Annotated in this window: 13 protein-coding genes; 8 read left to right on the top strand and 5 right to left on the bottom strand. The window is 53.7% G+C overall.

Annotated elements, in window-relative coordinates; translation table 11 throughout:
• Positions 1 to 80 precede the first annotated feature (80 nt).
• The gene (locus tag J2125_RS17295) at positions 81 to 236 is read right to left on the bottom strand and encodes a Hok/Gef family protein (protein WP_209499511.1); all 156 of its coding nucleotides are present in this window, start codon (positions 234 to 236) and stop codon (positions 81 to 83) included.
• Positions 237 to 652: 416 nt separating this feature from the next.
• On the opposite strand from J2125_RS17295, the gene J2125_RS17290 reads away from it, so the two are divergent.
• The 4 genes from J2125_RS17290 (at position 653) to J2125_RS17275 (ending at position 3,793) form a co-directional block, all read left to right on the top strand.
• Entirely contained in the window at positions 653 to 1,450 is a 798-nt protein-coding gene (locus J2125_RS17290) for an SDR family oxidoreductase (protein WP_017799370.1), read from the top strand.
• A 56-nt stretch (positions 1,451 to 1,506) separates the two neighbouring features.
• Positions 1,507 to 2,364 (top strand): co-chaperone YbbN, encoded by an 858-nt coding sequence (locus tag J2125_RS17285; RefSeq protein WP_017799371.1) that lies wholly within the window; start codon positions 1,507 to 1,509, stop codon positions 2,362 to 2,364.
• A 62-nt stretch (positions 2,365 to 2,426) separates the two neighbouring features.
• Entirely contained in the window at positions 2,427 to 3,344 is a 918-nt protein-coding gene (locus J2125_RS17280; RefSeq protein WP_017799372.1) for an SPFH domain-containing protein, read from the top strand.
• Positions 3,344 to 3,793 carry an NfeD family protein gene (locus J2125_RS17275; protein WP_017799373.1) on the top strand — a complete coding sequence of 150 codons (450 nt, stop codon included), beginning with the start codon at positions 3,344 to 3,346 and terminating at the stop codon, positions 3,791 to 3,793. Before J2125_RS17280 ends, J2125_RS17275 begins: the two co-directional genes overlap by 1 nt.
• On the opposite strand, the gene cueR is transcribed toward J2125_RS17275, so the two are convergent.
• Both cueR and J2125_RS17265 read right to left on the bottom strand, forming a co-directional pair.
• A complete protein-coding gene (gene cueR, locus J2125_RS17270; RefSeq protein ID WP_026111467.1) occupies positions 3,777 to 4,199 on the bottom strand; it encodes a Cu(I)-responsive transcriptional regulator in 423 nt (140 codons plus the stop codon). The two genes, J2125_RS17275 and cueR, sit on opposite strands and share 17 nt — an antisense overlap.
• 63 nt (positions 4,200 to 4,262) lie before the next feature.
• Positions 4,263 to 4,652, bottom strand: coding sequence for a hypothetical protein (locus J2125_RS17265; protein WP_026111468.1), 390 nt, complete (start codon positions 4,650 to 4,652; stop codon positions 4,263 to 4,265).
• Positions 4,653 to 4,835: 183 nt separating this feature from the next.
• Between J2125_RS17265 and copA the strand changes: the two genes are divergently transcribed.
• The 3 genes from copA (at position 4,836) to ybaK (ending at position 8,910) form a co-directional block, all read left to right on the top strand.
• The gene (gene copA / locus J2125_RS17260; protein WP_017799376.1) at positions 4,836 to 7,349 is read left to right on the top strand and encodes a copper-exporting P-type ATPase CopA; all 2,514 of its coding nucleotides are present in this window, start codon (positions 4,836 to 4,838) and stop codon (positions 7,347 to 7,349) included.
• A 107-nt stretch (positions 7,350 to 7,456) separates the two neighbouring features.
• Positions 7,457 to 8,260 (top strand): TraB/GumN family protein, encoded by an 804-nt coding sequence (locus J2125_RS17255; protein WP_017799377.1) that lies wholly within the window; start codon positions 7,457 to 7,459, stop codon positions 8,258 to 8,260.
• 170 nt (positions 8,261 to 8,430) lie between these two features.
• Positions 8,431 to 8,910 carry a Cys-tRNA(Pro)/Cys-tRNA(Cys) deacylase YbaK gene (ybaK, locus tag J2125_RS17250; protein WP_017799378.1) on the top strand — a complete coding sequence of 160 codons (480 nt, stop codon included), beginning with the start codon at positions 8,431 to 8,433 and terminating at the stop codon, positions 8,908 to 8,910.
• On the opposite strand, the gene J2125_RS17245 is transcribed toward ybaK, so the two are convergent.
• Positions 8,907 to 9,776, bottom strand: coding sequence for a LysR family transcriptional regulator (locus tag J2125_RS17245; protein WP_017799379.1), 870 nt, complete (start codon positions 9,774 to 9,776; stop codon positions 8,907 to 8,909). The genes ybaK and J2125_RS17245 overlap by 4 nt on opposite strands.
• A gap of 90 nt (positions 9,777 to 9,866) precedes the next feature.
• Here J2125_RS17245 and J2125_RS17240 point away from each other — a divergent pair, with 90 nt between their 5' ends.
• A complete protein-coding gene (locus J2125_RS17240; RefSeq protein WP_017799380.1) occupies positions 9,867 to 10,301 on the top strand; it encodes a multidrug/biocide efflux PACE transporter in 435 nt (144 codons plus the stop codon).
• A 119-nt stretch (positions 10,302 to 10,420) separates the two neighbouring features.
• Here the strand turns inward: J2125_RS17240 and ushA are convergent, their stop codons facing one another.
• On the bottom strand, positions 10,421 to 12,121 hold the full coding sequence (gene ushA / locus J2125_RS17235) for a bifunctional UDP-sugar hydrolase/5'-nucleotidase UshA (protein WP_051050822.1): 1,701 nt from the start codon (positions 12,119 to 12,121) through the stop codon (positions 10,421 to 10,423).
• Positions 12,122 to 12,144 lie beyond the last annotated feature (23 nt).

Raw genomic sequence — 12,144 nt, 5'->3', positions numbered from 1 at the left:
AGGAATAATTAAGGGCGGGTGCTCGGGGATCTCTGCCAGACAACCAACAGGCGGGAGTATTCTCCCGCCGTTGGGTTGCCTTAACCTCTGGATTCGTAAGCCAGAGTCGCCACAACCTCTGTATTACTATGTCTGATATATAATTCGCAAAGTGAATTGCGAATTATCCATGCAACAATAAGTATTGTCACACAGATAATAACCAGACTCAGTAATCGCAGTTTTAATGGCGTCATTGCCTTATCTCCTTATTGCCTTGCGGCAGGTAAAAGGCTACCATCATGTTGTCATGCATGAGAGCGGCCTCACTTTGACTTAATCGTCGGGTGGGGCCTTTCTCTTTTTGTCCCTTGCCAATGCTCAGGACAAAAAAGATCCAGAGCACCCGCCGCAGAGTTTACACTCATCGTTTTTTATTTAGCAATATAAAATCACCTTAAGTTACTGTAAAATATAATCTTTAATTTGCATGCTTTTAATTTATCCAATTGCATTTTTATATCCAAAAATTCTAATCAGATGAGCACGCTTTATTTCAACCAACTAATGCCACTGCAGCGATATAACGTGTAGACTGATGGCAGGAAAACAGGATATTGTTAAAGCAACGCACCATCCTGACAGATAAATAACATCTTTAGCGCAGAGGATTATGCAAAAATCGATATTAATTACCGGCTGCTCAAGCGGCATTGGTCTGGTGGCAGCTAATGATTTACTGCATCGTGGTTATCGGGTGTTTGCCGCCTGCCGTAAAGCCGACGATGTGGCGCGTATGGATCAACTCGGTTTTACCGGCATTGAACTCGACCTTGATGATGCGCATAGCGTTGAACGCGCGGCGCGACAGGTGATAGAGCTGACCGGTAATAATCTCTACGCGCTGTTTAACAATGGTGGTTATGGCGTCTATGGCGCACTGGATACGCTGTCGCGTCAGCAGCTGGAGCAGCAATTCTCCACCAACTTTTTTGGCGTCCATCAGCTAACCATATTGCTGTTACCGGCGCTGCTGGCCAGTGGCGCAGGCCGCATTATTAATACCAGTTCGGTGATGGGATTAGTGTCAACGCCGCGTCGTGGCGCTTATGCTGCGAGCAAATATGCACTGGAAGCCTGGTCAGATGCGCTACGCATGGAGCTGCATGGCACTGGGGTGCGCGTCAGCCTGATTGAGCCAGGTCCGATTCACACCCGCTTTACCGATAATGTAAACCAGACCAGGCAGGATCAACCCGTCACCAACCCGGGTATCGCCGCACGTTTTACTCTGCCGCCTGAAGCAATCCTGCCTGAATTGCGCCATGCTTTAGAGAGTCGTCGGCCCAAAATACGTTATCCGGTGACCCTGGTGGCGCACGCTATGACTATTTTGCGCCGCCTGTTGCCGGGCTGGATGCTGGATCGCATTTTGCGCAGTAACCAGTCGTGTAATAATAATTCCGCTTGAAGCCAGGGGTTACGCCCCAATATCGTTACAAAGTCATCAGCAAAAGAGACGAATTTATGTCACCACAAGCTTCGATTATCAATATCAATGAATCCAACCTGCACCAGACGCTGGAGCAGTCGACGTCCATACCGGTGCTGTTCTACTTCTGGTCTGAACGCAGCCAGCACTGTCAGCAGCTGACGCCGGTTCTGGATCGCCTGGCGCAGGAGTATGCCGGGCAGTTTATTCTGGCCAAACTGGATTGCGATACCGAACAGGCGGTGGCGTCTCAGTTTGGGCTGCGCTCAATCCCGACGGTCTATCTGTTCCAGGATGGCCAGCCGGTTGACGGCTTCCAGGGGCCGCAACCTGAAGAAGCTGTCCGCGCCCTGCTGGAAAAGGTATTGCCACGTCCGGAACAGCTGAAGGCGCAGGAAGCGATGGCGCTGATGCAGGAAGGTAAAATGATCGACGCGCTGCCGTTGCTGAAAGATGCCTGGCAGTTAAGCAACCAGTCGAGTGATATCGGTTTTCTGCTGGCCGAAGTGCTGATCGCGTTGAGTCGCAGCGATGAAGCAGAAACCATTCTTAAAGTCGTACCGATACAGGATCAGGATACCCGCTATCAGGGGCTGCTGGCGCAGATTGAGCTGCTGAAGCAGGCTGCTGACACGCCGGAGATCCAGCAGTTGCAACAGCAGCTGGAAGCGGAACCCGAGAATGCTGCGCTGGCGGCGAAGCTCGCCCTCCAGCTGCATCAGGTTGGGCGTAATGAAGAAGCGCTGGAGTTACTGCTTACCCACCTGAAAAAAGATATGAACGCGGCAGATGGCCAGGTGCGTAAAATGCTGCAGGAGATCCTTGCGGCGCTTGGCACAGGCGATGCACTTGCGGCAAAATACCGTCGTCAGCTCTACTCTTTGCTCTACTAATTCCGGATCCAAGCGGGCCGAAGCGACTCGGCCCGTCAATTTAACAGTCAGGAGGTTTATCTATGCTAGCCATTATCCCGGTACTCATCATACTGGCGCTTATTGTTGTCTGGTCTGGTGTCAAAATTGTTCCACAGGGTTATCAGTGGACTGTTGAACGCTTTGGTCGTTATACCAAAACCCTCTCTCCCGGACTTAACCTGATTGTTCCTTTTATGGATCGTGTAGGTCGTAAGATCAATATGATGGAACAGGTGCTGGATATCCCCTCGCAGGAGATCATCTCTAAAGACAACGCCAATGTGACTATTGATGCTGTCTGCTTTATCCAGGTGATTGACGCTTCGCGTGCCGCGTATGAAGTCAGCAACCTTGAGCTGTCGATCCTTAATCTCACCATGACTAACATCCGTACGGTACTCGGCTCCATGGAGCTGGATGAGATGCTGTCACAGCGTGATAATATTAATACCCGCCTGCTGCATATTGTCGATGAAGCCACCAACCCCTGGGGCATTAAAGTGACGCGAATTGAGATTCGCGACGTGCGCCCACCCGCCGAGCTGATTGCCTCAATGAATGCGCAGATGAAAGCGGAGCGTACTAAACGCGCCGATATCCTTGAAGCGGAAGGGGTACGCCAGGCCGCCATTCTGCGCGCAGAGGGCGATAAGCAGTCACAAATTCTGAAAGCCGAAGGTGAACGCCAGTCAGCATTCTTACAGGCTGAAGCGCGTGAACGCGCTGCCGAAGCCGAAGCGCGCGCCACGCAGATGGTTTCTGAGGCCATTGCCGCTGGCGACCTGCAGGCGATTAACTACTTTGTCGCCCAGAAATATACCGATGCACTGCAAAAAATTGGTTCGGCTAATAACAGCAAAGTGGTGCTGATGCCGCTGGAAGCCACCAGTCTGATGGGCTCCATCGCCGGAATCAGCGAGTTATTAAACGAGAGCAAACAGGATCGGAGTAAAAACTGATGCTGGCTGAAATAATTGCTCATCCGCACTGGTTCTGGCTGACATTAGGCGGACTACTTCTGGCCGCTGAAATGCTGGGAACCAGCGGCTATCTGCTATGGAGTGGTATCTCGGCGGTGCTGGTTGGGCTGCTGGTCTGGCTGCTGCCACTGTCGTGGGAGTGGCAGGGAGGCATCTTTGCGCTGCTGATTATGGTATCGGCCCTGTTGTGGTTCCGCTGGATGCAGCGACGTGACCGGCAACAGGTGCCGAGTACGCTGAACAAGCGCGGCAGCCAGATGATTGGCCTGCACCTGAAGCTGCAAACTTCTCTGGTTGACGGGTTGGGTCATGTGAAAATCGGCGACAGCAGCTGGCGCGTTCAGGCTGACACCGATCTGCCCGCAGGTAGTGAAGTGGTGGTGGTCGCCGTTGAGGGCATTACCCTGCGTATCAGGCCCCGCATTTAACCACTTTCCCGCTGTGACAACATCCCGCAAGGTTATTGATAATTGGGCAATCAGCGCTGTCATCGCCCGGGCAGGCCTCCGCCAGCTCCAGCAGGCGCTGGCGCATAATGGTTAATTCATGAATATGCGCTTCAATTTCCGCCACTTTATCCAGCGTACGCGCTTTAACATCGGCACTATGGCGTTGCGGATTATTGAACAGCGCCACCATCTCGCGACACTCATCCAGATTAAACCCAACCTGCCGTGACTGGCGCAGCAGCATCAGTTCTTCGATATGCTTGCTGGTGTAGCTGCGATAGCCATTTTCGCTGCGCAGAGGTGGCGTCACCAGTCCCTTTTCCTCATAAAAACGAATGGCTTTACTGGTCAGTCCGGTTTTTTTTGCCACATCGCTGATATTCATCTTTGCCCCTTTTTTAACCATCCTTATGCCTGCGGATCTTAACAGATGCGACCCGAAGAGATGCTAAAACGCACTAGCTGCCCCTTTTGCTATTGCTACTATAGCAACACCAATGGCAACAACGATAGCGACGGTCACAGCGGTACCGCCAGCTAAAACGGAGGTTTTTGTTTTAGAGAGATCTTTTCGTTCAATCGATACTATCTGCGCAAAAGGGATGACCTGACCATTATTAGCAATAATAGAATTTGGCTCTATTTTCTCTATGGTAATTTGACCGCTGCCACCCTCTTTTAATTTGTATTTAATTATATCGCCTGTATACAGTGGTGGCTCGGTTTTATAATAACTGTATTGGCTGCCAATTTGTTCCTGTCTTAGCTGCACTGAGTTATAGGAAGTACAGCCCCCTAATAAAAATATTGATAGCATGATAGTCGATATGATTTTCATAACCCCTCCAACCTCTTTTATTTCAGCGACCTGCAACGAGTGAAAAAATCATCCGGTCTGACGCCAGAGGCTGTTGTTTTGATTACCAGGATAACCACTTGACCTTCCCCTTGATGGAAGGTTTAACCTTGAGTTCAATCCAGCTTGATATTAAGTCAGTATGGATAATCAGGAGCGATAACCATGTCACAAACTACGTTACTGGCGCTGGACGGTTTGTCCTGCGGCCACTGTGTCAAAAGAGTCAAAGAAGCGCTGGAGCAGCGTGCCGATGTTGAACAGGCGGATGTCACCCTCACCGAAGCGCGGGTGAGCGGCGGCGCGGCGGGCGCTGAGTTAATTGCCACTGTTGAGCAGGCCGGTTATCACGCCAGCCTGCAACCTGGTGACATTCACCCAAAGCCTGACCCGTTGCCAGATTCAGATATTCAGCCGGAAGCGCTGACAGCGGATACTCTACAGCTTCCGGCACCCTCTTCCACCGACAGCCATCAGTTACTGATCGATGGTATGAGTTGCGCCAGTTGCGTGAGCCGGGTGCAGAATGCACTGCAACAGGTGCCAGGTGTAGCCCAGGCACGGGTGAATCTGGCAGATCGCAGCGCACTGGTGTTGGGGTCTGCGACGCCCGAAGCGCTGGTTCAGGCGGTCAGCGATGCCGGTTATGGCGCGGAAGTTATCGAGGATGATCAGCTGCGGCGGGAAAAACAGCAGTATAACGCCCGCCAGGCGATGCGCCGCTTTAGCTGGCAGTCCGCACTGGCGTTAACGCTGGGTATCCCGCTGATGATATGGGGCATGTTCGGCGATAATATGATGCTGACCGCCACCAACCGCAGCGGCTGGCTGGTGGTCGGTGTGCTGACCTTGCTGGTGATGGTGACTGCCGGTGGTCATTTCTATCGCAGTGCGTGGCGCAGCCTGCTAAAAGGCGCCGCCACCATGGATACGCTGGTGGCGCTGGGCACGGCGGCCGCCTGGCTCTACTCGATTAGCGTTAATCTCTGGCCTGACTTTTTCCCGATGGCGGCACGCCATCTCTATTACGAAGCCAGTGCAATGATTATTGGCCTGATTAATCTTGGCCATGCGCTGGAGCAGCGGGCGCGTCAGCGCTCCTCAAAAGCACTGGAACGTCTGCTCGATCTGACGCCTCCTTCCGCGCGAGTAGTGACCGCACAGGGCGAACAAACCGTGCCTTTAAGCGCCGTCACCCCGGGTATGACTTTACGTCTGACTACCGGCGATCGCGTGCCGGTTGATGGCGAGATTAGCCAGGGAGAAGCCTGGCTGGATGAGGCGATGCTGACCGGTGAGCCGCTGCCACAGCAGAAATCAGTCGGTGACGCGTTGCATGCCGGAACCCTGCTGCAGGATGGCAGCGTGCTGTTTACCGCGCGCGCCATCGGCAAAAACACCACCCTGGCGCGGATTATCCAGATGGTCCGTCAGGCGCAAAGCAGCAAACCGGAAATCGGCAAGCTGGCCGATCGTATTTCGGCAGTCTTTGTGCCAGCGGTGGTGGCTATCGCCGTTGTCAGCGCCGTCATCTGGTATTTCGTCGGACCACCGCCGCAGCTGGTTTACACGCTGGTCATTGCCACTACGGTGCTGATTATTGCCTGCCCATGCGCGCTGGGGCTGGCGACGCCGATGTCGATTATTTCCGGCGTCGGTCGCGCTGCCGAATTTGGCGTACTGGTACGCGATGCCGATGCCCTGCAACGCGCCAGTACCCTTGATACGCTGGTATTTGATAAAACCGGTACGCTGACGGAAGGTGTCCCGCGCGTAACCGATATTTTCACCTTTAATCAGGTCGATACAACGCAGGCATTACTGTGGGCTGCGGCACTTGAGCAGGGTTCCAGCCATCCGCTGGCGCGGGCGATAACCGAACGCGCCAAAGATCAAACGCTGCCGGTAACTGAGCAATTTCGTACAATACGCGGCCTTGGGGTGAGCGGCACAATTGACGGCGTTGCCATGCTGCTGGGCAACCACGCACTGATGCAGCAGCATCAGATTGATACCGCTGCGGTGGAAAGCGTGGTTCGCACGCAGGCAGAGAGCGGCGCCACACCGGTAATGCTGGCGGCGAATGGCCAGGTGGTCGCAGTGATGGCGATCCGTGATCCGCTGCGGACTGGCAGCCGCGAAGCGCTGCAACGCCTGCATCAGCTGGGCTATCGCCTGGTGATGCTGACCGGTGATAATCCGGCGACCGCCAGTGCCATTGCGCGCCAGGCAGGTCTGGATCAGGTGATTGCTGGCGTACTGCCCGCAGGCAAAGCGCAGGCGATTATTCAGCTGCAACAGCAGGGCCATCAGGTGGCGATGATTGGCGACGGCATTAACGATGCACCCGCGCTGGCGCAGGCAGATGTCGGCATTGCGATGGGCAGTGGTAGTGATGTGGCGATCGAAACCGCGGCCATCACCCTGATGCGTCACGATTTGAACAGCGTTGCCGATGCGCTGGCGATTGCCAAAGCCACGTTACGCAATATGAAGCAAAACCTGTTGGGCGCGTTTATTTATAACTCACTGGGGATTCCGATTGCTGCGGGCGTACTCTATCCGCTAACCGGCACCCTGCTGAGTCCGGTAGTGGCAGGGGCGGCGATGGCACTGTCATCGATTACCGTGGTCAGCAATGCCAATCGTCTGCTGCGTTATCAGCCGCCAAAGCATTGATATACCGGGGTTACACCGCCTTGTGATGAAGGCATTACAGAGCTTTCCTCTGTTAATCAGTAAAGTTAACCGCTAGCATAAATCGTTTTCTACCATAAGGCGGCATAATGGGTAATTTACTGCACAGAGTCAGCTCACTGTTCAGAGAACTCTCTCCGGTGAAGTATGCTTATCCGGCGCTGGATATGTTTCTGCCCGCTAAGCGCCAGCTTCATCTGGTTGGCAGTATCCATATGGGTACCCGCGATATGATGCCGCTGCCAGCGACGCTGTTGCAGCGTCTTAATCGCGCCGATGCGCTGGTTGTTGAGGCGGATATTACTGGCGGCGCATCGCCTTTCGCCCACAGCGAAACCCACGCGCCGCTGGAGCAACGCCTGTCGGCGCAGAATATGCAGACGTTGCTGCGCCTCTGTGACGAACTGGCGATTAATGCGGAGATGATCGCCGCGCTGCCAGGCTGGCAGGTGGCGCTGATGTTACAGGCGCAACAGGCGCAACGGCTGGGACTGCGACCTGATTACGGCATCGACTACCAGCTGTTACAGGCAGCCAGACTGCGCAAGCTGAAAATTATCGAACTGGAAGGGCCGGACGAGCAGCTGGAACTCCTGAAAGCACTGCCAGATAATGGCATGCCATTGCTGGAAGATACACTGCAGCACTGGCACACCAATGCGCGCATGTTGCAAACCATGGTGAGCTGGTGGCTTGAAGCGCCACCGGGCCAGCGTCAGGTCGAACTGCCGAGCACCTTTAGCAGTGAGCTGAATGATGTATTGATGCACCAGCGCAATCAGCGCTGGGCAGATGCGTTACTGAGCATGCCGGCAGGCCGCTATGTGGTGGCGGTAGGCGCACTGCATCTGTATGGCGATGGCAATTTGCCGGAGTTGCTGAAGGGCAGGTAAAAAAAAAGGCCAATATTAAAATTGGCCCGTCAAAGAGGAATTTATTTATGATTTTGGTTATCCATAGCAAGTGACTTGCTGATGGGATGGCGATTGTCGCTCAAAGCCTGGATTTTCGCCAGTACTTTTCTTCACCATCTTTATAAGATTATTCTGACCAAGGACAGACCATGACCCCGGCGGTTAAACTTCTGGAAAAACATAAAGTCGCCTTTACCCTGCATTCTTACCAGCATGACAGCGACGAGACCCACTTTGGCGATGAGGCAGTACGTAAGCTGAATCTGAATGCTGATCAGGTATATAAAACGCTGCTGGTTGCATTAAATGGCGACCCTAAAAATCTGGCGGTGGCGGTCACACCGGTGTCGGGTCAGCTCGATTTAAAGAAAGTGGCGAAAGCACTGGGGGCGAAAAAAGCGGATATGGCCGATCCGCTGCTGGCCCAGCGCATCACCGGCTATCTGATTGGCGGTATCAGTCCGTTAGGACAGAAAAAACGCCTGCCAACGGTGATAGATCATCTGGCGACGCAGTGGCCGGTCATCTATATTTCCGGCGGTAAACGCGGGCTGGATATTGAGCTGGCGGCCAGCGATCTGACAACACTGCTTGATGCCACGCTGGCCGATATCGCGCGCCGCGACTAATCAGGCCGCTGCGCGCAGAGCTGATCGATCATCCAGCGTCCGGCCGGGCCGGGCGGCGAGCGTTTTGACCATAACGCATCGACCGCAATATTCTGCGGCCAGCCGTTAACCGGCAGTTCCGTCAGTACCTGATGACCAAACTGCCTGACCAGCCAGCGCGGCAAAATACTCCAGCCAAATCCCTGTTCCGCCATCTCCAGCAGCAGCAGATACGACGGTGCCGACCACACCTTGCCCACCGGACGGTCGCTGTCATTCTGCGTCCAGGTGTTCAGCCGCAACTGGCGTTCGGGAGTGAGCTGACTCCAGTTAACCTTGCTCTGCTGCGCCAGCGGATGATCCTGATGGATATAGATCGCCATCTGCGCCTGCACCTGTAAACGTGAGCAGGCAATATCCGGCGGCAGATGCGGCTGTGCCCGCACCACACCAATATGCGCACGCCCCATTTGCAGCGCGTCAATCACATCGGCGTCTTCGGCAATCATACAGTCAAATTCAATAAGCGGATAACGGGCCGCCAGGCGTTTCAGCAGCGATTCATGATGATCTGTCTGCCAGAAATCGGAGATTGCCATACTAAGAAATGGCTCCTCTTCACCCGCCAGCCGCACCGCCAGCTCCTCCAGCCGCTCACTGGCGGCAAGAATTTCCTTCACCTGCGCCAGTGCGCGCCGTCCCTCTTCCGTCAGTACCGGTTGCCAGGCATCGCGGTTAAACAGCGCGAAGCCGAGATCGGCTTCTAAATTTGCCACGGCGGTGCTGATGGTGGACTGGCTTTTACGTAACGCACGAGCGGCGGCGGAAAATGAGCCGCTCTCCACAGTCTGAACAAAGGCTTCCAGTGATTCAGGTGAATAACGCATGGCACTCTATCGCTTTTATCGATGGATACTCATTTTATCTTATCAGTAAAAACGATGAAAATAGCGGCCAGAACTGATTAAGGAGCAAATATGCGTACCAGAACACTGAAAGAACGTTTTTTACATGCTGCAGGCTTTGAGGTGCTGGCGATCCTTATCGTTGCGCCAACGGCGGCCTGGATTATGGATAAACCGCTGTTTCAGATGGGCGCACTGGCGATCATGCTGTCGACTGTCGCCATGGTGTGGAACATGATCTATAACAGCGTTTTTGATCGCTTTTATCCACCGGGCAAAGCTAAGCGAGGTCCTGTCCTGCGCGTGGCGCATGCGCTGGGTTTTGAAGGGGGCTTTATTGTTATGGGTCTGCCGCTGGCGGCGTGGATGCTGGGGATCAGTTTACTGCAGGCGTTTATGATTGAGATGGCCTTCTTCCTGTTCTTCCTGCCATACACCGTATTTTACAACTGGATGTGGGATACCTTACGGCAGAAGCTGATGGCGCGGCGGGCATGTGAGGCTTGATAAGCTGGCGGGTGCCGCTACTGCATATCTTCGAAACGGGCGGCGAGAACGCCGCCCCTACGTTCGTAATGGTGCAGGGGCGGCGTTCTCGCCGCCCTTGTTCACAGAAAACACCAATATTATAACGACGCGGTATCCATTTTCGGATACTTCGGCGCACGCAGTTTTTTTGGCTCAGCCGCTTTCTCTTTTTCTTTTGCCTGCTTCTGTTCCGCGCTGAGATAAACAATTTCACCCTGTGGGGCAAATTTTGTCGCATCCAGCGGCGAGTTCTGCTGAATAAACTGTTTCAGCACTTCCGCATCAACAAAACCGGTATTCACGTAGCCAGGCAGATTACTGACTACCGGGTAACCATCGCCGCCGGTGGCATTAAAGCTCAGCAGCGCCATGCGGTAGGTTTTATCCATTTGCAACGGCTCACCTTTGATTTTGACCTCGCTGACCCCTTCACCATCCGCCACCAGACTGACGTTGGCAAACTGTGCGTAAGCACCGGAATCCACCTGTTTATTAGCAACGACCGCCAGATACTTCGCCACGTCGCTGCCTTTCATATCGACATAGGTCAGGGTGTTGCCAAACGGCTGCACTTTCAGCACATCTTTATACGTGATATCGCCTTTCTCGATAGAGTCACGCACTCCGCCGCCACTCATCACTGCAAAATCCGCCTTAGTGCGATCCATCTGACCGCTAAGGATCAAACGCGCGAGATTGGTTTGTACAAAGCGGACTTTACTGCGATCGCCTTCCAGATGATCGTTGACGCTGCCGATCTTCACATTTAGCTGCGCTTCACCTTTATTCTGGAAGGGTGTCAGCAATTTCATCATCGCCGGATTTTTTTCAATTTGCTGGGTGTAGTTAACCCAGCTTTCCGAGCCGTCGCTGTTTTTCACTTTATGTTTCAGGTTAACCGGCAGCAGCGCATAGTGCTCCAGCGTCAGCTTGCCGTTCAGGAAGGTGAAATCCGCGCGGCCGACATATTTGCCCCACTCGTGGGCCTGCACAATCCAGGTGCCATTCTGCCGATCAGGCGCACACGGGGTGCCCGGCACATAATCGACCTGTTTTACATTGTCGCTGGCCATACAGACCGGATCCTGCGAGTGACCACCGACAATCATATCGAGATAACCCGCTGGCAGCTCGCGTGCCATCTCCACGTCACCCGGCGCATTGGAGCCATGTTTGCCATTATCGTAGTGGCCCATATGGGTCGCGGCGATAATCACATCCGGCTTCTCTTTCGCGCGTAGCGCCTCAACCACCGCTTTCGCTTCGGTGGCGGGTTTACGGAACTCCATATCGGTAAAGTATTCCGGATTGCCGATTTTTGCCGTGTCATCGGTGGTTAAGCCAATAACCGCGATTTTCAGGCCCATACGGTTAAACAGCGCATAGGGCTGGAACAGACGCTTTCCGGTGCTTTTTTGATAGATATTGGCGGAAAGCAGCGGGAATTTAGCCCACTTTTGCTGCTGACGTAATACAGAGAGCGGATTATCAAATTCATGGTTTCCGAGCGCCATCGCATCGTAACCAATCAGATTCATTCCACGGAAATCGGGTTCGGCGTCCTGCAAATCAGACTCCGGCACACCGGTATTAATATCTCCGCCGGAGAGCACCAGCACCTGACCGCCATGCGCCTGCACATCATAGCGAATACTGTCCACCAGCGTTTTTTGCGCGGCCAGACCATATTCATCGTGATCGTTATTCCAGAAGCGTCCGTGATGATCATTGGTATGCAACACGGTAAATTTATAAGTACGGCCTTTTTCCCATGCCTGAACCTGTAATGATGCGGCCATTAATGACAGCAAAAGAGTTCCCA

Source organism: Winslowiella toletana, assembly GCF_017875465.1.
Taxonomy (GTDB): Bacteria; Pseudomonadota; Gammaproteobacteria; order Enterobacterales; family Enterobacteriaceae; genus Erwinia; species Erwinia toletana.
The sequence above is the reverse complement of the archived record's forward strand: the minus strand, read 5'-3'. Positions and strand labels throughout refer to the sequence as shown.